Genomic DNA, 22,245 nt, shown 5'->3' with positions numbered 1-22,245 from the left:
ACCTCCTAATTCAAATTATTCTTTTCTAAACTGAAAATTCAAGTGTCTTGATTGGTTGATTTCCTCAATTACTTTACGAATACCTTCTTCAATCTTATCTTCTTTTACATTCGAAACATTTAACTTTAACAGTTTTTCTTTAGGAAAATTCCTCATATAATTCTTATCAATAGTATCGACACTTATTTGCATGTCACCTAATTTTTGTATAAGTGTTTCTGTAACTGTGTTTTTCTGCATTTCTAAACAAGTGTGTATTCCAAATGTGTTTTGTCTATTATATGTAAATAATGATTGATCTTCATTTTGCACTTTTTCTAATGTTTCTGCTAGTTTTATTGATCTATTGTAGTAGGAAGAATTAATTTTACTTTTATGACGTTCAAACATACCGCTCTTTATATAAATTTCTAAAGCCGCTTGAGAAATCATCGGACTATCAATATCTAGTATCTTTTTGTATGTATAGAAAGCATTTGCAATGGATGGTGGGATGACTGCAACTCCAACCCTTAAACCAGGAAAAATAATCTTCGAATAACTTTTCAAATATATGACATGACTACAATTATCCAAGCTATATAACGGATCTGCTTTTGAATCAGTTTCTAAATCTGCTAAATAATCATCTTCCACTATAAATACATTGTATTTCTTAGCCAATAGTGCGATTTTTTCTTTCTCATCTTTAGAATAAGAAGTTCCAAGCGGATGATGATATCTCGGTATCGTATAAAAGAATTTTATTTTTCCAGTTTGAAATATTTGCTCCAATTCATTCAAATCGATACCTTCATTCGTACGTTTAATACCGATTACAGGAACTTTATTTATTTCTAGATAATCAATATATAGATGATATGTTGGCTGTTCAATTAATACAGTTTCATTTCCATTCGGAAATGGTATAGAAGTTAATATAGCAAGCGCCTGCTGCACACCTGACGTTATAAAAATATTGTCTTCTTTCGTGAACACTTGATAATTTGCCAACTGTTTTTGAATGACTGGAATTAAAGATGGTAACCCTTTCGGTGTTCCGTATACGAACAAATCATTTTTATAAGTATCAATAGCCTTATTAATGCAATGCTGAAAATCTAAATATGGGAAAACATCTGGATCTGGTGCTGAAGAAGCGAAATCAATTATCTCGTTATTTTCTATGGTACTCCCAGATTTCTTAACAACGTAGTATCCACTTTGAGGGACAGAATATATAATGTGACGCTTTTCTAATTCATGAAGCGCACGTATAACTGTTGCCTTATTACATTCATATTGCGTAACGAGTGACCGTATAGACGGTAATTTCTTCCCTTCTTTTATTTCTCCATTTTGAATCATATTTTCTATGTCGTTTAAAATATGTAAATACTTATACATATTACACCTCCTCCAGCAATTCTATATTTAATTACATCGGTTCTCTATTCATATAGCATTCATTCCTCAATTAGTTAATTTTCCGATCATCTATATCGTAAATCCCAATAGCATATGAATCATTTTCAATCCATTTCTTTACTGCTTCTGTTTTAAGTACCCCTTCAACTTCTTTTTCTATTTTCTGTCCAAGTTCTCTCGCCCCTACTTCATCATCGCTAAGCTTAGTTTTTATATCAATGGTAACAGGTTGATTCTTTTTATAATTTATTTGCTGAATACCAAACCCTTCATATCCATTTTTTCTGAATACGTCATCAAATATATGTCCAAAAACTTGATTCCATCTACTCTCTGCCTTTACAACTTCTCTATTTCTTTGAGTTATATTGATTTTATAAGACGTTACACCTTGTATCACCAATCTTTTATTAATATCATTTTTTATTTCGTTACTATCTTCGCTATCAGCAATCTCTAAATCTAATATTCTTTCTTTTTCATCTCTTATAGCAGCACTAAAAAAAGATTCCTCCTTTACCGCGGCTGTAGCAATATCCATCACTATAGACTCTTCACTTTTAGCATCTTCAATCTCATTCTCACAGGCACATAATAAAGTGAAACTTTAATCATTGGGGGTTTTGTTCATCCCCAATGATTATTAGTTGAACCAATCGGGCTTTTACGGGCAGTTGATCCCCCCACCTAACTTCTTTCGCTGAATTTTGAGGTGGGGATCTTACTGCCCGTTAATGCGGGATAAAACAAGTGGAAATAAAAATACAAGTAACTTCTTTCCCTTTCTCATGCAGCACCCCTCCATATATTTTCATTTACGATAAACTTTTTACTTTGACATATAAATACCTTCTTTAATTATTTAAATTTAACATTATTTCACATTTACCCCACTTAACAAGGGAATTACAATTAATAAATAGAATATCTCTATGAATAAATAAAAAGTGAGGGATATATAATGCAACGTGTAAATACGATTGATATTAGTAATGTACTACAATTGGAAAAAACTCTTTCGACTTTATTAAATAAAATGATTTCTTCAAAACTAGACCTTGAAAATTGGTTAAAAGAGCAGTCAAAAGTAATTTGGGACATCGAAGAACAATTAAGATCACATTACATCGCCTTTCAATGTAATACGGATGATGAAGAAATAAAGGATACTTTTGAACATGATCAACAATTTGTAAAGCCACTTTTAAAGCGGTACCAAAATTTATTGGATAATAAATATTTAGAGTCACCTTTTCGAATGGAATTAGATTCTAACGTATATGGTTTATTAGATACAAAAATAAAAAATGCTCAAAAGTTATTTTGTGAGGAAAATATCGAATTAGAAATACAGGAAGACAAATTAGTCACAGAGTACTTTGAAATTACTGGAGGATTAAGTGGAATTTGGGACGGAGAAGAAAAAACGATAACAGAATTACAATCCTATTTACAAGATTCGAATCGTGACACCCGTAAAAAGGCAAAAACCATTATTTCTGAACAATTTTTATCTGTTGAAAAAGAACTCCAAAACATATTAAATCAATTAATTGAAATTCGCCATCAAAAAGCAAAAAATATTCAACTAGAGAATTATCGCGATTATATGTTCAAAAAATACGAGCGTTTTGATTATTCAGCGAAAGATTGCTATGAACTAGCTGAATCCATACGTAAGTATGTTGTGCCTCTTAAAGATAAAATATTGCTAGAGAAAAAAGATAAACTGCAAGTTGATACGCTTCGCCCGTGGGATGTATCAGCTGTAACTCCAGATCAAAAAGTACTTAAACCTATTGCAAATGAAAATGATTTAATTGAAAAGAGCACTCATATCTTTAATAAACTAGATGTTGAATTTTCAGCACTTTTAAACCGAATGTATAAACACAATTGTCTTGATTTAACAAGCCGCAAAGGAAAAGCAGCTGGTGGCTTTTGTGAGTACTTACCAGCTTCACAATTATCTTATATTTTTATGAACTTAAATTATACACAAGATGATATTGTCACTTTTATACATGAAATGGGTCATAGTATTCATAACGAACTCATAAAACCATTAAAATTACGACAGTATATAGAAATTCCAGCTGAAACAGCTGAGCTAGCCAGTATGACAATGGAGTTATTCTCGCTTAATTATTGGGATACCTTCTATACAGACAAAAAAGATTTAAAACAAGCAAAAATTAACTTCTTTAAAGATGTTATTTCATATTTACCTATTATGCTTATTGTCGATCAATTTCAACACTGGCTGTATGAAAATCCAAGTCATACTTCTGAAGAAAGAAATGAAAAATACTTACAACTTCAAAAACATTATCAGTCTAGCGTCATACATATTGATGGCTACGAAAACTGGATAGCAACGAGTTGGCTACCTGTACTCCATATTTTTGAAGTACCATTTTATTATATTGAATATGCGATCGCCCAACTTGGTGCATTACAAATGTATAAACAATATAAAGAGGATCCTAAGCAAGCGCTAGAAAATTATAAAAAGGCATTATCACTAGGAAGCTCGCAATCTATAAAAGAAGTGTATGATGCAGCCGGTATTCGTTTTGATTTTTCTGGTGAAACAATTAAAGAACTAATGCTATTTGTAGAAAAAGAATTAGAATTACTTGAGCAATTATAAGAAGAAAGCTGCACCTATATTTTTGGTGTAGCTTTCTTCTTTATTTTATTAATCAGCTCTATGTACTGAGTATCTCCATATCCGATTGTTGGAAAAAGATAAAACAACTTTATTAATAATTCACGAGTTGATAAATCTTTATTTTTAGAGATGAATTTCATTACTGCATTATCTTCTGTTAACATTTCTAAAAATAAGTCTATAGCCTGATACATTACAGGTGGTACCTTATGAGAGGTCTTTTTATGGTTTACTAATACTTCATTGTATATAGAAGAATAATTCCCCAATTCAAGTTCAATTTGATTTACTTTAAATTCATCCTCTCTAAAGCTATTTAAGTATACCTTCCCTTCATAAGCAGACTGTTCAAGGTGAGAAAGTATGGTAAGTAGGTTCATTTGGCAAAACATATCTTCACCAAACCATAGAACAATACATTTATACTTTTTCGTAAAAAGGTTTTCTAACGGATCTATAACCTTTTTTATATAACTTTCTACTGAACTGTTATGTCCTTTCGCTCTTGTTTTAATAAACTCTTCATTAAAAACTTGAGTAGTAGCCGAGTTCACACACATTGCCTCATTAAATGGTGCATAATCAGAATCACCCATTAGCTTTTCGTTTTTAAATTCTTCATACATAACTTGACCATTTAATATGTTAAGTACCTCTTTATCAAATAGCTCACTCTTCCTATTTCGTAACTGCTCAACCTCTATTTTTCTAGAAATATTCATATTAAACGCCCCTTCTTTATTTAAATTTAGTTTAACAAATGATTGAATAGGCATTTTGTTAAGTTGGTATTCTCTTGGATTCATTCCAAAAACATTTTTAAAACTTCTACTATAAGCCTCTTGGGAAGAGTAATCGTAATCCAATGCGACCTCAATTATCTTCCTACCATTCTTTAAATCCTCCGTAGATAAATACAACCTTCTAAGAAGAATATAACGTCTAATACTGAAACCCGTTACTTGATGAAATTTAAAAGAGCAATAATAAGGAGAATACCCCATGTAACGAGATAATTCATCTAATGAAAATCTCTTTTTTAAATTGCTCTCAATCCAATTAATCATCTATTGTATATGTTCATTCATTTCCTTCACTCCTTATTTAAAAGTATAGGAGAAGTGCGTTTCTTTCTTTTGATATTTCTTGTGTTTTATAACATGAGCCTTTCTCTAAAGTCTTTATAATCTATATATAAGTATTAATTTTATATTTTTTCATCTATCTTATTTTGTCATACCTTCTATTCATTTTTCAATTTAGCGTTAATGAGTATGTTGGCAACACCTTACTAATTATTAAAGGTCAATTTACATCATATTTCATTTTAAAGGATTTCAAAAATTAAACACGAATTTTATAAAATAAAATTCTTTTAATTCCCAAGTTAAAAAATTAAGGTTTGGAAAGGACGTTTCAATGAACAAGCTAGAAAAAGAAATACTTCAATTCATAAATGAACAGTATCCGTTGAATTTTATTAACATTAAGCCAATAACAAATGAGATGTATGAATGTCTTACAGAACAAGGTACATACTTCAGTAGAATTACAAACTACAAAACATATGAAGAACAGATAGAGGAAGTTTTATATACAAATTTTTTATATCAAAATGGTTTAGGTGTTCCACCAATAATCCCTTCATTACAAGGGAATTTTGTAGAAAAATTCACATTAGACAAGGAGATTTTTGCTGTATTATATAAAGCTGCTTCTGGTATACATTTACCAAGGTCTGAATGGAATTCTAATATATTTAAAAAACTTGGTAAACAAATTGGAAAATTACATCGTATATCTAAAAGCTTTGAAAAGATTAAACCAGTAAAACATATAAACGATTGGTATGAAAATGAAGAATATAATTTTCTTAAATATATCCCTAAAGAAGAAAATACAATAAGAGAAATTGCATCTGACGTTTTAACTTCCATAAAAGAGCTACCAAAATCCCCTTCAAATTACGGCTTAATACACGGAGATTTATGGTTAGAAAACATTTTAGTCGAAAATAATTCAAACTTAACAATGATAGATTTTCAAGACTGCGAAAAACATTTTTACATATTCGATTTAGCCGTTCCTATTTATAGTGCAATAGAATATTCATTTGCTGGAAATGGGAATATCGTTGACTATGAGTATTCTATTACAAAAGCACTATTTGAAGGCTACCAAGAGGAAAATGAGCTACCAAAAGAGATGAAAGACAAGTTTCCGTTATTTATTAAATTAAAGGAGATTTTTGAATATAGCTTAATGCATATGTATTGGGATAAAGATGAATTAACGGAGGAACAAGTACGGATTATGAACCTTTATAGGATGAAGATCGAAAATAAGAATACCTATATCAATATTTAAGAATACTGTTGTTTAACTACAAGGAAACTTTGGTTAAACAACAGCATTTATTAATTAGCTGACAACCTTTTTTATGACTTATAAATACTGATTCAATAATCTTTTCAAATACACTTCATTTTGCGGTGATACTTTTTCAGAAAATCTAGCTGCAATAATAATAGGAGCCCATTGAAAAACTTCATCTCTTGATATGCCGGTACGACTGCAATATATATGTAAATACATCTCAGCTAATTCTACCGAAGATTGTGAGTACAACAAGTATGTTCGAAATACATCTGCGCGAATATCACCTGAACTAGCATCTACCCAATCTATAACTTTCACTTTCTCTTCCTTACTCAAAATCAAATTAAATGGATGAAAATCTCCATGACATAGCCTAAAATCAAATGTAATAGATTCTAATTTTTGTAATATATCCTTCTTTTTGCGTTCATCCAATTTATGCACAGATTTAATTTGACGCTCTAACCTTTCCCTCATTAACTCCATTTCATCTGTATTCACATGTATAGCATGGATCTTTTTTTGCTCATTAACACAAAGGCCGATATAACGCTCTGCCTCATTTAAATTATTAAGCAGAAGATCACCAATGTTGTCCCCTTTTACATGTTCCATAATAATTGCCTGTCTATTTTGTATCTTTGTCACTTCAAATACGTTTGGAACTGGCAGCCCGCATGAATAAGCATATTTTTGTTTTTTTGCTTCATTCATAGACTCTGTATCTGGGAGGTAATCTTTAAATAATTTTACAACCTTATCAGTTAAATAAATTTCTGCAGTATTCCCTTTTGCAATTGGATTACCTAGATTCACTTCATTTCTCTCCTTAAAATAAGTTTGAATAATGCTTAATCCTTTTCTTTGCATTCACTCTAATCATAACGAAAACCTTCTTCACGAAGATATAAAAAACTTACCACTTTCTATCCTTAAATAGAAAGTGGTAAGTTTAGTTCTTTAGGAATATTGGAATGAAACTCTGGTGTATACACAATAGAAAATGAATATCCCTGCTCAATAAATGATACTTCATTATGTTTACATTCAAAGGGAACATTATTTTTCTTAAAGTTATTTTGGATGTGCTGTAAAAATGCTGAATCCGGTGTTCCGAAAGAAACATGAACTTTCGGTGGTAAAGCTTTCATTGCGATTGGAATCCAAGGTCTCTGCCACCAAGTCGCGACGATATATGCAGTGCCACCTATAACAAAGTTAAAAATATCCCCATCTTCCATCGTTTTCATATTTAGATTTGATTTTAACCATTTCGTAAAAACAGGTACACTTTTAACAGGAAGACCAATTTCCCTTACGTATAAAATGTTTAAAGGTGAGTGTGGTACTAATACATCTTCTTTAACATAACTATGCGCGATAATTTCGAGAAGATTTCCATCGCCATCTCTGAAATATAAGTTGAATCGGCCGCTCTCTTCATCAATTGTATGACCATCTTTCCATTTTACAATGAGTAATCCAGACTTTTCAAGCCATCTTGCAACTTCATGAAATTTTGAATATGGAATCTCAAAAGCAAAGTGCGCAGGTGCAATTGGTTCATATAATTCTTGAAAACTAATTGTAGTGTACGGTGTTACTTTAAATTGAATAAATGATTCTGTTTCTTTTTTTATTGGAAAAGATAATATGTCCCTATAAACTTGTTTTACCCCTTCTATGGAAACCGTTTGTAATTTTATATCTAATATATGTGTAATCACGTTACATTCCCCCTTGTTTCTTATTATCTATTCTTATTGTATTACACTTATAAATAGATAAAATCAAACGGAAGGATGGATTTTTCATGTAGAAACTACAACTTTAGTATGAATATGTTAGCTCCAATTATTTTTTATTTCTGCTATAACAATTTCTGGTTTATCCCAGTGCAACATGTGTGTAGTATCAGGAATTACTTTTACTATACTGTCCGTTTTCTCTTTAAAAACATTTACTGTCTTATCTCTATAATCCGCCCAAACTTGTGGGACTGTAGCTCGAAGTAATACAATATTAGCCGGTAGCTTCTCATATATATCTATAGTTTCATCTTTATGCATACCTCTTATTATATTACTAGCTGTATTTCCCCTGGCATGCCACCATACTTTATTATCCATTTCGATCCCTAGATCCTTTACAGCAACTTCTAACAATGAAGACCACCTAGTATAAGCTGCTTTTTCACTTTTGAAAAATTCGTCCCAATTATTAAAAACGTATTCATCAAAGTCCTTTTCATAATAAGCCATTTCATCTTCCAACGTTTCTTCTTTAAGCCTTTTTGTTTGATATCCACCATCAATAAGAATACTTCCTTGTACTTTTTCTGGATGATTTAACAAATAAAATAACGCTACAAAACTTCCCCATGAATGTGATAGAAAATAGAAGTATTCGATTCTCAATTCATTTATTATTTCATTTAACCAATTTGCTAAATTGTGCATCTCATAATCTTCTGTTCTTTCAAATGGGGGTGTTTTACCATGTCCAGGTGCATCAACGGAGATAAATCTATACTCTTCTTTTAATTCCTCAGCAATTTCTATAAAACTTAAACTCGTACTACCTAATCCATGTAAACAAAAGATAACGGGCTTGTCATTATTCCCCCCATTCAGTAATATGTACATTTATTTTTTCATTGCTAATATAGTAACGTTTCAAAACATTTATCCTCCATATTTTGATTTTTTAATTTACACTTTATTTATTTCTATTATTTTCAAGTATCTCCTGTATTCTTTTCCACACAAAAAGCTGCTTTTCTTTAAATGAAAAGCAGCTTTTACACTAAAATATATTATAATTTAACAGCAATAATCATAAATCTTTTTGAATTAGTACGAATCCCTTTTTCAAAACTATACGTATCAATGAACTTTTGTAAAATAGTAAAATCCTCTTCCTGTTCTCCGAACCTAGGAATAATAGGGGTATGTTTTAATAAGAAAATGAGATCTTCAGACCTACTGTAATAATCAGTAACATCATATTCACGTACTTGCACGAGATCAAATCCTGCACTAATAAGTTCATTCATATACTTTTCTTTTAAAGTACCATCCCGTTCACCTAAGCATTGCCCTCTACCAAATGCTTCTTTCAGGTTTAATTTATCATTCTCACTTACTTGTTGTGTTAAGAATAAGGCACCCTTTTTCATTACTTTCGCTAACTCAGATGCCAGAAACGGGGCATGACAACTTGAAGCAATATCAAAATGTGCATGTGGAAATGTTAAAGCTTCAGAACCCATTTGAAGAAACTCAACATTTTGTACACCTGATTTTTTCAAGTTAGAATGTGCCGTTGCAATCATGCCGTTAGAATTATCAATTCCAATCAACAATTTAGCTGATGATGCTATGTTAAGTACATTTTCTCCTCCCCCTGTACCAACATCAAGTAAAATATGTGATGGTTTACACCTTTCTTTTACCTCACTATAAAAGTCCCATGTATCTCCTACAGTTTCACATTTTATTTTACTAAAATCCCATCCATTTAATCTTCCTACTTTATCATAGAAGCTTTTATACTCTAATTCGTTCATCTTATTACTTCCCCTTTGTAAAAATAAATTAAATATGTATAATAACCTACGACACTCCTTAATTATATATTATAAATTATTAAAACAATATTTCCCTTCACACTACAATAAGTTTACATAACATTTTTATGGTTTATCTTTATCTATATATTCTAAATGCCCTCTTCCCCAACTACACATACTATCCAAAACAGTACTGACTATTTTTCCATGTTCAGTTAAGCTATATTCTACTTTAGGTGGTATTTCTTGATAAATTTCGCGTTTTATTAGTTGATCTTGCTCTAATTCACGTAATTGCTTCGCTAACGTCCCTTGAGATATATCTGGTATCAATCACTTTAATTCACCAAAACGTTTCATTCCATCTGTTAGCAAAATAAACAAAATGAGTGGCTTCCATTTCCCACCGATTATTTGTAATGTTGCTATTACCCCTTTTAACTTCGGTTCTTGTAAATCCATTTTTCTCACCTCTCCTCAGATATCATAAAGTGAAACTTTAATCAGTGAGGGTTTTGTTCATCCCAAACTGATTATTAGTTGAACCAATCGGGCTTTTACGGGCAATTGATCTCTTACCTAACTTCCTTGCATTTTCCTAACTTTGAGGTGAGAGTTTTACTGCCCGTTAATGCGGGATAAACCATATTTAGCGATTTTTCCAATTACTTATCCGCATAAATAGCGATTAGTACGAAATTTACGACTATGTACATATAAAGTGCGTACTTTTCACTTGCTCCCTTTTAGCGAATAATAAAAGCATAGCACAGTTATATTCTAAATTTTTTATTAAAGGAGTGGCTAAAATATGTCTATTACTACATTAGAAAATAGTCGTATTGTTATCATTGGCGGGAGTTCTGGTATTGGATTGGCAACGGCAAAACAAGTAATTGAACAAGGAGCACATGTTATTATTGCAGGGCGTTCGGAAGAAAAATTAAAAGTTGCTAAAAAATTAATAAATAGCAATCATCTTCAAACTTATATATTGGATAATCAAAATAAAGAGCAATTACAAATTTTTTTCAAGACAGTTGGGAACTTTGATCATTTATTCACACCGGGAGCCTCTTACACACTTGGACCAATTACCTCTACAGAGGAAATTGCTGAAAGTAGCTTCATCGGAAAGTTTTGGCCTCAATATTATGCCGTAAAATATGCAATTCCTTTTCTTTCAAACTCTGGATCTATCGTGTTAATGTCCGGTGCATTTAGTCAAAGACCACTTAAAGGCGCACCTGCTTATGGAGCTTGCAATGGTGCTATTGAAAGTTTAGGGAAGGCTTTAGCTGTGGAATTAGCTCCTATTAGAGTTAATGTGGTTTCTCCTGGAACAATACAAAAAGAAAATGAACAAAATGAAAATAGACTAGTTGCTTACGAAGCTTATAAATCTCTTTCACTTGTACAACGAGCTGGATATAATGATGAAATTGCACATACTGTCCTATATTTAATGCAAAATAGTTTTACTACGGGTAATGTATTGTTTCCTGATGGAGGGTACACATATCATTAAATTATTTAAGACAAAAGCCCCTTATTACGGTGGCTTTTGTTGCTCATTTAAACATTGCTGAAATTTCCAAATAGATGATTACATTACTTTAGTACCAACTGGTTGGTTTTTAGATGATTCATTACAATCCGCTCATTTTGTACATTTGCAAATAAAATTGTGCTAGTAGTTGACGAATCGAATCTCGAAGTAATTTGTCTTGATATTTATGGATAAGTTTCCAAAGAAAAAAGGCATATAATTAATGCCTTTTTTCTTTATCATTATTTAACTGGATAACAAACTTCTGTAACCCACTTATTAGGATCCGATTCCATCGCTGGGCTCACATGATAAATATTAAACATCGGGCCTGCTAATTTGTAACCTTCTGTCTCAATCCATTTTGCCGCAGCCTCATTTACAGCTGTCATCTGTTCATAACTTCCATTAACTGTTATAGAAGCTATATTGGTTGATTTCATATTTTTAAATGTAACGTCTTTTGTATTTTCGTGCTTACCTAGAATACTTAGCTGTATTTCTATATCTACATCATTTTCTTTGTATTCACGATCATGGAAAACCGCAATACTATAACTCGGATGGGCAATACTAATATTTTTCATTTGAATTTCTTGCATTAATACACTCCATAAATCACCTTCGCAATTATACGATGGAATAATCTTTCTAACACTAGCTACAGTTCTTTCTGGAATTTCTTTTATTGAAACATGATAATTCATCTCAACAACATCCTCTCTCATAGTTTTCATTGAGTCTTCGAGGAGACGTAATTGTTTTTGGAGGTTATTCATGTCTTCTTTAATTTGAGCACTACGATTTAAAAATTGCTCTTTTATGCTATCTATATTATCGCATTCTATTATTTCTTTGATGGTAGCAATATTAAACCCCATAGCTTTTAATGTTTGAATTTGATTTACCTTTTTTAATTGGTCAGCTGAATAAAATCGATATCCACTCTGCTCATCGACTTTTACTGGTTGTAATAATTCCACTTTATCGTAGTGTCTCAACATACGTATACTAATGGAAGATAGTTTCGAAAAATCCCCTATTTTAAACATGATTTCCTCCTATAAGTTACATCTACTTTGAAGCTCAACTTCATCATAAACAATGACATTATGTGAGGGTCAACTATTTTTAACGATTTAAATAACAATTTAACATGTTATATTTATATAATTAAAAACCTATATTCCTGTTTTTATGACTACTGCAATTGATAACCATTAGTTATTTTTCTCAAGACACTCATAAACCGCCATCATATCTCGTTTATCCAACTCACGAATACGATTAAAAATTGGTATTTGCCCAACAGCTTCTGTTAATAAGCTCTCATCCACAACATCACTAACTTTTCCAGTTAACCACGTTTGTACATCCACGCCCTCGACAACTTCTTTTAACCCTTCGTCATTAATACCACTTGCATTACAAGTTACACATGGAATTGTTAGTTTAAAGACACCATCATGTAGATTATCTTCGGTTATCACTTTCTTACCTTTACAAAATGGACATGGATTACTTTTTTTAATTTTATTAATTTGGGTAACTATTTTTTTGTATCCAAACGCTTCGTATACATACGTAAGTTTTTTATATTTACCATTTGTGAAATACTTATCTATAATGTTTTCTCTCGTTTCATAAACATTAGGGAAATCACAAACAGTTACTTGATTATTAACACTAATGGATTCGATATTTCCTTTTATTTCACCCCAGAATGGTAAGACATTTTGTAACACCATTTCATAGTTTGAAAAGCTTGCTTGTTCTAATTCAAACATCTTCAGTGCAACTTGTGCTTTTCTTGGCAATAAAGAAACATCTTCTGTCAATGCCATATCGCCACCAACAATAGACTTCAATTTAACAAGTGTCGGTAAATCACCAACTGTTTTCACTACTTCATTAATAGGCTGATTAATTATTTCACGAATATCTACGTTATCAAATTTAAGTGGTTTATGATGATTTAAAACCGTCCCCTCGCAAATTGGACATTTCATCATTTTTTTTGAACTTTTAATTTCTTCTTTAATAGGTGCTTTTGAAATAACAATATATCCACCAATAATTGTATTAAATCCTACCCATGTTCTGCGTGTCTTTCCTTTTTTATCATAAAATGATTTTTCAAAATACCCGTACCAAAACGTATGCTTTTCTTCTTCTGACATATCATTATAGCTCTTTGACAAATCGTGATCAAGCTCATTTTTTATTTCTTCGAATAGAAATTCTATTTTTTCATGCTGATAAAATTTTAATACCTTCATGATTTCTGGATCGAATAGCCCATCCCAAAATGGAACACTTTTATCTTGAATGGCAATATCTTTATCAAAAACTTCAATTTGAAGACGTCCAGAACAAGATGGACAATGATTGTCCTGTGAATAGAAATCAAAACTTCTCGTATCTTTATTAATTGGATGAGCAGCTACAATATGATTAATTAATCCACCAATCTCATATAAGAAACTATATTGACTATATAAATGTCTTTCAAGATCAATAGCAATAACAGGTGCGATTGTATCAGATTCATATTCACCATAAATTAACCTAGCCATTGATGATAAACTTTTTAAAATACCGCCCTTATAAATATTTTCGGCATTTTTAAAATAGTTAATATGATTTTCTTCTAAATAGTGAACCCCTTTTTTCTGCTTAAGCATTGAAGAGATGTGTATTTTCTCTGTGCTATTCACATTACTTTTTTGACGATAGTAATCCTCATGATTGACAACATCCAAATGCTCTATAGATTCATTCTGCCTTTTTCCAAAATCAACTATATAATCAGAGCTTTCTAACATGTAACGATTATGCTCAATCATAATGATCGAAACTGATTCATCTTGCAGAATACCTCTAATACTATCGATAAATTGATTTAAAATATTTTGTGATAAACCTTTTGAAGGCTCATCAAAAATAAATAATGTATGTGGATTTCTAGTGTTTGCAAATAATTCCGAAACTAAATGAACACATTGAAACTCACCTGTCGATAATGTTTGTGTTTTTCTCTCTAATGTTAAATAGCCAAGCCCTAATTTAATTAGTAGGCTCAAACGTTTATAAGCGATATCTTCATTTGGAAGTTCATCAATAATATCCTCAATCGAGCGCTCAAAAATATCATCAATGTCTTCACTATACTTTGTCAGTTTCTTTTTAATATCTAGGAAAGTTGCTACAGTTGATCGACTTGTAATTGATTGATTTCGGTCTTGTCCTACCATAACTAATTTATCTTTTGGATATCGTTTCAAAAAATCTGTAGCTAGACATTCGTTGACAAGTGTAGATTTCCCACATCCTGATTCTCCTGTAACTGTTACAAGCCTGTTTTTAGGAATTTGAAACTCAGCCATTTGGATATTACGGCAATATAAATCATAGAATGTATAATATTCTGTTGGTATTTCTTTATTTCGATCCCACAGTATTGACTTTGGTCTTGGTGATTCTTCCACAATTTTCCCGCCATATTTTCCGCTACCAGGCCCAAAGAACAATTGCTCATCAGTTGTATCTAGTACTGTATCTGAATGATCAATAAGCCAAATTTGATTTTTACACCCTAATCGTTTAATCTCTTCTAAAATTTGTAATAAAGTTTCATGATCAAGTCCAACTGAAATCTCATCAATAATAATTACAGCATTTTCACTTACTGCCATGAATTCGGCCAAATAAAGTCGTGTTAACTCTCCACCTGATAACGTACCCATAATTCGATTTAATGTTAAATAACCAATGTTCATATTAATAATATTTTGCAGTATATGCTGTTTTTCTTCACTAATATTTAACTCTTTTGCTAGTGAAAGAATAGATTCAATACTTAAATCATTAATATTTGAGATTGAATGTGGCTTGTCCAACAAATCAATTTCATGTTGTTCAATTTCTTCACTATAACGTTTTCCCTTACATTTTTTACACTCAACATTTTTTGTAGTACCACGGCCTTTACAACCAGTACACCAGCCTAATTGATTATTAAATGAAAAGACCTCTGGAGAAAGATTAAATACCTCAGCAAGTTTTTCCCGAACCTCTGTAAAAACACCAGTATGAGTACCAATCGTTGAACGCGGATTAGACGAAATCGATGATTTTCCTAGAAAAAGTACTAAAGGTATTTCTTCCATCTTAATGGCACTAAAATTTGTTTCCATAATGTTAGGAAATAAATATTGATATTCAGCCTTTGGCAATAAAGAAACTAATCGTTTTTTTGATTCTTCACCAATTGTTTGGCAAAAAGTTGTTTTACCCGATCCAGATAAACCAGCAATTCCAAACGATTTATTAAACGGTATAGTTGCATCTAATTTATTTATGTTATTAGCAATTAATTGATTTACTTTCATATTAACCTCTATTCTTATTTATTCACAAAAGCATTTTTACAATATAATAATTACATAATGAATATTACCTATTATGCAATTATCCTCTCGCTTCATGAATCTTATCCTTGTATATTTCAAACCATTGTTGCCATTCATCTTTAGAAAATTCTTTCTCTTCTCCTTTTAAAACGTAAGAAAAAAGATTTAAACAAATATGCCAACCAGCTATATCTCTCGGTGTATGATCTGTTAATTCATGAATGTACTCTTTAAGAAGTAAAAGAGTACCATTTTCCTCTTTATGTATTTCAAATCGGACACGGTCTTTATCCCAAGTAAATTCAAGTACTGAGTTTAGTTGACATTCTAAAATATCAATGTTTATGAATGAACCGTCCATCATGTCGAACTTTATTATTCCACCAGTTTTAAGGCTTTCAATCTGTAAATTGGACATCCATTTTTTCAGCTTACTGTTTTCTGTTAATACAGACCAAACTTCCTCTACCGTATATGGAAATTCGCGTTCAAATTTTACAATATATCCACCAGTTAGTTTCCCAATTTCAGCTATCATTTTAATTGCCTCCTTATATAGAATATATGTTCTCATCTCATTTTACACGAATATAAATATAAAATAAATATTTATGTCAGCGAAGTGTTAATTTAAAGTGAATGGTGCTGAGAAAAACTTAAATATTTTCTAAATCGAGTTATATAATATTGAAAATTAAATATAGATTTGCGTACAAATAAAAAAGCCGCATTTGCGACTTATGAAATCATAGGATTAACTCCTGTTTTGTTGAATGATTAACGCTTAATCGCATCGACAATTAGCGATGGAAAACCAAGTTTATCGCCTTTATTTCTAGAATCATACCTTTTCAAACGGAAAATAACACCGTCGTTTGCATCCCATTCGTTGTAATAAAACCGACCATTTTCATCACAATATTCAAGTAAAACTACCTCGAATCCAGCAGTTTCAAACATTTTCGTTAATGTTATATAATTATGAACGATTTTATGACTTGCTGCTGGATGATCTTTCGGACCGGGTCCCCCTATTTGAACTATATTTTGATATGCCTCATCCTGAAAGAATGCATCAGGGACTCCGCACCGAATATGACCAGATGGTTTTAAAAATTCATAACAAATTTCAGCTGCTCTTACACCTTCTTCAAAAGTAAGGTGTTCCCATACATGCTCAGCTAAAATAGCTGAAATAGAGTTGTATTCAAATCTTCCTTCCCACGTAGCTTTATCTAGTAAGTTAAGTTCATCTTCTTGCGTTTGAATCCAACCTGGATTATTATTAAACACTCCAGCTCCGACAACTACTTTAATTTCGTCTTGTTTTATTGCCACCATGTTCACCTCTTAAACATTTTAATTCATTAATATATTCTATGTTTACTATTATCCTTCCTCCTTCAACAAATGTAGTAACATGAGTCCAGTACAATACCGAACTCATGCCCTAAAAACTCTCTAACGCAACAATCTGTCTAACTCTATAAAATTAGTTCATAATATACGATTTTTCTTACAGAAATATAGCACAGCAAACATTAGCATAATACCAATTACGTAAAAAATTGTTGTTCCGCTCCCACCAGTATTAGGAATTACCCAATTATTCTTCGCATTTTTTACTGTTATTTTTTGTGTCTTTACTGCTTCTGTAATTTCTATTTCTATTGGATCCCTAAGTAACATGTATCCGTTCGGTGCTTTTATTTCTTTAATCGTATACTTTCCAATTGCTAATTGGTTGGAAATTACCTTTCCTTTTTCATCCGTTATTAATCTACTAACTTCTTTCCCTTCTTTATCTAACACTTGAAATACAGCGCCTTTTAGCTTTAATTCACTATCCTTATCATCAACTTTTTCAATTTCAAATTGCCCAGTCGGATCTGGCAATTTCTTATTTTCTATTTTAATTTCTACTACTGTATCTTTTTCTATTTTTACAGTTATTTTTTCTTTTAATAATTCGTAACCTTTAGGTGCTTCTACTTCCACTAAGGTATAGTTTCCTATTGGTAAGTCCTTTGATATCATTTCTCCTTTTTCATCTGTTATTAACTCTCCAACTACTTTTTCTTTTAAATCTTCTATATGAAACTTTGCTCCTGCTAGTTTTTTATTTTTATCACTTATGTCTACTTTCACAAGCTTCATTTTCCCCATTGGATCTGGCAATTTCTTATTTCCTATTTTAATTTCTACTACTGCATCTTTTTCTATTTTTACAGCTATTTTATCTTTTAATAATTCATAGTCTTTTGGCGCTTCTACTTCCACTAAGGTATAGTTTCCTTTTGGTAAGTCTTTTGATATCGCTTCTCCTTCTTCATTTGTTACTAGTTCTCCAACTATTTTTCCTTTTGAATCTTCTATATGAAACTTTGCTCCGACCAATTTTTTATTATCATTATTACTATCAACTTTTTTTATTTTTACTTTTCCAGTACTAGGCTTGTTCCAATGTTGCCAGTTAAATTTGAAATTGTGAAATTCAAATCCACCAGTTTGTTGTACCGCACCGACAAATGCTTGTCCATTAATCGAACCGCCTTTTGTTTCTAATACAGCATTGGGGGCAAACACACTACCAACGACACCATATCCCTCTGTTATAATTTTTTTCGCATTTGGAAAAACCCAAATCACTTTCCCATATAGCTGAGTAAACGGGGAATTAGGAGAATATGGTTGTGATGTAGGAACTATATCTGTAGCCCTTCCAATATTGTTCGTGTCATATAGAATAGACCCATTTTTAAATGTAACCTCTGTTGCATCCGAATACATAACAATAAAATCTTTGTCCTTAGCATTTGGTAAAAATACATCTCTTATATCTAAATTAATTTTCCCTGTCAATTCTGATGAAACATAAATATTAGGATTGTTTATATCTTTTCCGATTCCATGACTCATATTTGGAATTGGGGTATTTGTTTTATATTGACCTGCATTTTTACTGACTTGGTTCACTATATTGCGAAATTCATTAAATTTCGCGTCAATTTCTAGTTTTTCTTTATAAACGATACGATCATAAGAGGATTGTATGATGCGATCTGGATCACTCTCTTTTGTCATTACTACTATTCCGTTTTGAATGATAAAAGATTCTTCTCTTGATTTCTTAAATTTTCCAGACAACAACAAGGACGGATATCCCTCATCAACCCATTTTTCACCTACTATATTAGATGTTCCCGCTGCAGCACCTACAATTGTATACCCCGATGCATCCATATCACCTTGAACTGCAGTTGCTCCTTCAATGTCGCCACCTATTGCTTTATGGTTACCAAAGACAACTGCATTATAACGCGATATATCACCTAGACCTTCTAAGTTTGTCGTGGATCCATATACTTCTTTTGGTACATATATGACAAAACTTACACTTAACATTAACAAAACAATAAAATGAATACTTACCAGCTTTAATCGTAGCCTCAATTCCTTTGTTCCCACCTTTACCGTATTTTTTCTATAGTCGAATAAAATGACATATTCACCAATGAGGATTTACTTCATCTTTTATATACTTTATATACTTTCTTTACTTATCTCTGAATTTCCGGTCCCACTGTCCATTAATGCAGGATAAATAAATACATTCTATCTAGTTAACCTTTTCTTATAAATTACGACTAGAAACACACATAACAATAGGATTGGAACTATTACAGTCCACTTATTAAATATAAATATCTCTGTACTCACTTTTTGTTTTTCTTTCTCGTTTAACTCCACACGCACACCTCGAACTAGCAATCTATTGGTGTTTACTCCATAAGGCGTACACGTAATTAAAGTTGTATAATCTTTTTTTTCTACAATTTGTAGATCGTCCGTTTCGTGTGGTAACACTACTTTAATTTGATCTACTTTATAAGCAAGAACTTTGTCTAAAGAATGAATATAAAAAAGATCTCCTTCGCTCAACTTATCTAAATCTGTAAATAATTTTGCTGATGGTAAACCACGATGCCCTGTTAAAATAGTGTGCGTATTTTCTCCACCTATCGGGAGCGAAGAAAAATCTAAATGACCTATCCCGTGGCTCAATACTTCCTCAGATGTCCCTTGATAGATTGGCAGTTTTATATTAATTTTCGATATTTCAATATACCCCATTACATCTCCTAAATTTAACGCATCAGCATATGCTTGATGATTACTTTTTTTTTCAGAAAATGGATCAGTAAATGTTTTCGTGGAAGTGTGAACTTGTTTATTATATTCGGCTGCTTCTTTTTCCCTACGTTCGACTTCTTTCTTTTGTAGCTCTTTGATCTTCTTATCGTAAGAGCTAATCTCAGAATAATGTGCACGAGTCGCCAACCAATTACTAATAGTAGGATATAAAAGAACACCTAATCCAAATAAAAAAATACCTCCCAAAACAAGATTTCGTTTCATATTTCCACCTCTGTATATGCTTAAATATCGAAAAGAGGGAAGCATTTTTCTTCTCCCCTTTTCCCATAGTTACATGTTCCTAAAATCTTAATTATTAGCAAACTTTTTTCTGAAGAAAACAAATGCCGCTGTAACCATTAACGTAAGGCCTATTACAGTAAAAAGAGTCGTTCCTATGCCACCCGTTACCGGAAGAACCCATCCACTTTTATTATTTTCAATTGTTAATTTAACCGTTTGATTATTTTCGCTAATCTTTACATCAATGGGATTTTTTAATAATTGATAAGAAGCTTTTGTACCATCTTCTTTTGTATATGTTGGAGCTTTCGTTTCGAAAATTTGATAGTCTCCATATGGAATGTTAGACCATTTAATAACACCATTTTCATCTGATACACCTGTTACTTCTTTTCCTGCTACAACAACTATTTTTCCATTTTTATCTTTAAGTACAAACTCTGCACCTTTTAATTTATTCTTATTAGCACCATCAATTTTTGTTAACTCAATTATTCCAGTTGTTGGAACAACAACTACAGGTTTAGATTCCTTTTCTCCAATTACATCATTTTTATTTGTAAAATCAATTTTTGCTGTATTTAAAATTTCCGAACCAGATGGTACTCCTTCTTTTACTTGAGATTTAATTTGCAAATGAAATTCTTTTTTACCATCTAATTTTGTGAAATCTTTTACTGTAGCTGTTACTTTTTGACCTTCTATAGCTACCTCTACAATGCTTGCATTTACTTCTGCTCCATCAATTTTCACGATTGGCTTTCCTTGAATCACTAAACGATTATCCAAAGTATCTGTTACCACATATTTTTTGTATTCCTTAATGTCTTCTGGAATTAATGTTTTAATATCATAATTATAATTAGTTAACGGATTGATTGGTAACGCTTCCAATTTTCCGTTAATCTTTTTATCAATTATTGGTTCTTCATAGTTTTTCACTTCTAATTTAACTACTGTACCAGAAGTAATAGTTCCATCTTCATTAATTGTTCCGGAGTTCTTAACAAAAAACTCACGTTTAGTTGGATCTATTACATAGCCTTTCGGAGCTTTTGTTTCTTGGAAATAGTATTCTCCATACACCAATCCTTGCACGCGAATATGACCATTAGCATCTGTTACTAACTCTTTTTTCACTTCTGTACCGTCTTTTTTAAATAAAGAGAATACTGCACCTGCTAATGCTTTTTCATTTACACCAGTTTTTATTAAATCCACTGCACCACGTTTAACCTCATTTTTAGGATACATGTGAACATCATAGTTTAGCACCTTACCCTCTTTATTCGTTAATGGGATATCCACTGTATACGTATTGGGATTTAGATTAACATGTGGAGGTCCTGCCACTTCTTTCACCTCATAACGTCCTAGCGGAATATCTTTTAATACAGCTTGTCCGTTATCATCTGTTACTACTTGCGTTGGAGTTGCTCCCATTACAGGTTTCACATCTTCTTTCACGATTTTCCCATCGTTTGAAATTTTTTCAAAAGACGCAACCTTTTTCACTTCAAACGTTACACCTTTTAATGGTTTCGCATCTTTTGGCACCTCTTGATTTGCAGAACCGTCACCTTCTAGTCCCTGCGCTCCATCTTTTTCTTGTTCATACTTATGAATCGTTAAAGTACCTTTAGATGGTGAATCTGCCTTTACTAATACACTAGACCATGTAGAAAATGTTAAGAATAACACTAAAAGCACACTAAATATTTTTTTCATTTCTCTTATCCCCTTTACTACTTCTATCATTTTAAAAATCTCTTTATTACTATTACCTTCTTAAAAGCAATAGTGTGCCAAGTAT

The 22,245-nt window shown here is 31.6% G+C and carries 16 protein-coding genes and 2 pseudogenes; 3 read left to right on the top strand and 15 right to left on the bottom strand.

Going from position 1 to position 22,245, the window contains the following annotated elements; all coding sequences use genetic code 11:
* Positions 1–15: 15 nt before the first annotated feature.
* Both NZ044_RS12700 and NZ044_RS12695 read right to left on the bottom strand, forming a co-directional pair.
* Entirely contained in the window at positions 16–1,386 is a 1,371-nt protein-coding gene (locus tag NZ044_RS12700; protein WP_000280114.1) for an aminotransferase-like domain-containing protein, read from the bottom strand.
* Positions 1,387–1,456: 70 nt separating this feature from the next.
* The gene (locus tag NZ044_RS12695) at positions 1,457–1,948 is read right to left on the bottom strand and encodes a DUF4030 domain-containing protein (protein ID WP_074790134.1); all 492 of its coding nucleotides are present in this window, start codon (positions 1,946–1,948) and stop codon (positions 1,457–1,459) included.
* Positions 1,949–2,368: 420 nt separating this feature from the next.
* Here NZ044_RS12695 and NZ044_RS12690 point away from each other — a divergent pair, with 420 nt between their 5' ends.
* Positions 2,369–4,060 carry a M3 family oligoendopeptidase gene (locus NZ044_RS12690; protein ID WP_001190030.1) on the top strand — a complete coding sequence of 564 codons (1,692 nt, stop codon included), beginning with the start codon at positions 2,369–2,371 and terminating at the stop codon, positions 4,058–4,060.
* Between the two features lie 14 nt (positions 4,061–4,074).
* Here the strand turns inward: NZ044_RS12690 and NZ044_RS12685 are convergent, their stop codons facing one another.
* Positions 4,075–5,148 (bottom strand): helix-turn-helix domain-containing protein, encoded by a 1,074-nt coding sequence (locus tag NZ044_RS12685; RefSeq protein WP_257147518.1) that lies wholly within the window; start codon positions 5,146–5,148, stop codon positions 4,075–4,077.
* A 352-nt stretch (positions 5,149–5,500) separates the two neighbouring features.
* On the opposite strand from NZ044_RS12685, the gene NZ044_RS12680 reads away from it, so the two are divergent.
* Positions 5,501–6,448: a phosphotransferase enzyme family protein gene (locus NZ044_RS12680; protein WP_098506087.1), complete on the top strand. Its 948-nt coding sequence runs from the start codon at positions 5,501–5,503 to the stop codon at positions 6,446–6,448.
* Between the two features lie 78 nt (positions 6,449–6,526).
* On the opposite strand, the gene NZ044_RS12675 is transcribed toward NZ044_RS12680, so the two are convergent.
* From NZ044_RS12675 to NZ044_RS12655, 5 genes and pseudogenes are all read right to left on the bottom strand, one after another.
* Entirely contained in the window at positions 6,527–7,276 is a 750-nt protein-coding gene (locus tag NZ044_RS12675; RefSeq protein ID WP_098506085.1) for an aminoglycoside phosphotransferase family protein, read from the bottom strand.
* 116 nt (positions 7,277–7,392) lie between these two features.
* A complete protein-coding gene (locus NZ044_RS12670) occupies positions 7,393–8,187 on the bottom strand; it encodes a VOC family protein (protein WP_000627906.1) in 795 nt (264 codons plus the stop codon).
* Between the two features lie 117 nt (positions 8,188–8,304).
* Positions 8,305–9,139, bottom strand: a pseudogene (locus NZ044_RS12665) (alpha/beta fold hydrolase).
* 136 nt (positions 9,140–9,275) lie between these two features.
* Positions 9,276–10,028, bottom strand: a complete 753-nt coding sequence (locus tag NZ044_RS12660) for a class I SAM-dependent methyltransferase (protein ID WP_098506082.1) — start codon at positions 10,026–10,028, stop codon at positions 9,276–9,278.
* 126 nt (positions 10,029–10,154) lie between these two features.
* Positions 10,155–10,493: pseudogene (locus NZ044_RS12655) on the bottom strand (winged helix-turn-helix transcriptional regulator).
* A gap of 349 nt (positions 10,494–10,842) precedes the next feature.
* On the opposite strand from NZ044_RS12655, the gene NZ044_RS12650 reads away from it, so the two are divergent.
* Positions 10,843–11,559, top strand: coding sequence for an SDR family oxidoreductase (locus NZ044_RS12650; protein WP_000029094.1), 717 nt, complete (start codon positions 10,843–10,845; stop codon positions 11,557–11,559).
* Positions 11,560–11,822: 263 nt separating this feature from the next.
* On the opposite strand, the gene NZ044_RS12645 is transcribed toward NZ044_RS12650, so the two are convergent.
* The 7 genes from NZ044_RS12645 to NZ044_RS12615 all read right to left on the bottom strand — a co-directional run bounded on the left by NZ044_RS12645 (position 11,823) and on the right by NZ044_RS12615 (position 22,160).
* Positions 11,823–12,632, bottom strand: a complete 810-nt coding sequence (locus NZ044_RS12645; RefSeq protein ID WP_000472619.1) for a MerR family transcriptional regulator — start codon at positions 12,630–12,632, stop codon at positions 11,823–11,825.
* Between the two features lie 168 nt (positions 12,633–12,800).
* The gene (locus NZ044_RS12640; RefSeq protein ID WP_000867735.1) at positions 12,801–15,971 is read right to left on the bottom strand and encodes an ATP-binding cassette domain-containing protein; all 3,171 of its coding nucleotides are present in this window, start codon (positions 15,969–15,971) and stop codon (positions 12,801–12,803) included.
* Positions 15,972–16,050: 79 nt separating this feature from the next.
* The gene (locus NZ044_RS12635; protein ID WP_016077658.1) at positions 16,051–16,530 is read right to left on the bottom strand and encodes an SRPBCC family protein; all 480 of its coding nucleotides are present in this window, start codon (positions 16,528–16,530) and stop codon (positions 16,051–16,053) included.
* A gap of 239 nt (positions 16,531–16,769) precedes the next feature.
* A complete protein-coding gene (locus tag NZ044_RS12630) occupies positions 16,770–17,333 on the bottom strand; it encodes a class I SAM-dependent methyltransferase (protein ID WP_000225730.1) in 564 nt (187 codons plus the stop codon).
* A gap of 156 nt (positions 17,334–17,489) precedes the next feature.
* Positions 17,490–19,445 (bottom strand): MSCRAMM family protein, encoded by a 1,956-nt coding sequence (locus tag NZ044_RS12625; RefSeq protein ID WP_340949774.1) that lies wholly within the window; start codon positions 19,443–19,445, stop codon positions 17,490–17,492.
* A 162-nt stretch (positions 19,446–19,607) separates the two neighbouring features.
* Positions 19,608–20,411 carry a class C sortase gene (locus NZ044_RS12620; RefSeq protein ID WP_098506508.1) on the bottom strand — a complete coding sequence of 268 codons (804 nt, stop codon included), beginning with the start codon at positions 20,409–20,411 and terminating at the stop codon, positions 19,608–19,610.
* An 87-nt stretch (positions 20,412–20,498) separates the two neighbouring features.
* Entirely contained in the window at positions 20,499–22,160 is a 1,662-nt protein-coding gene (locus NZ044_RS12615) for an LPXTG cell wall anchor domain-containing protein (RefSeq protein WP_172583224.1), read from the bottom strand.
* Positions 22,161–22,245 lie beyond the last annotated feature (85 nt).

Source organism: Bacillus sp. FSL K6-1338 (assembly GCF_038006965.1).
In the GTDB taxonomy this organism is placed as follows: domain Bacteria; phylum Bacillota; class Bacilli; order Bacillales; family Bacillaceae_G; genus Bacillus_A; species Bacillus_A thuringiensis_S.
The sequence above is the reverse complement of the archived record's forward strand: the minus strand, read 5'-3'. Positions and strand labels throughout refer to the sequence as shown.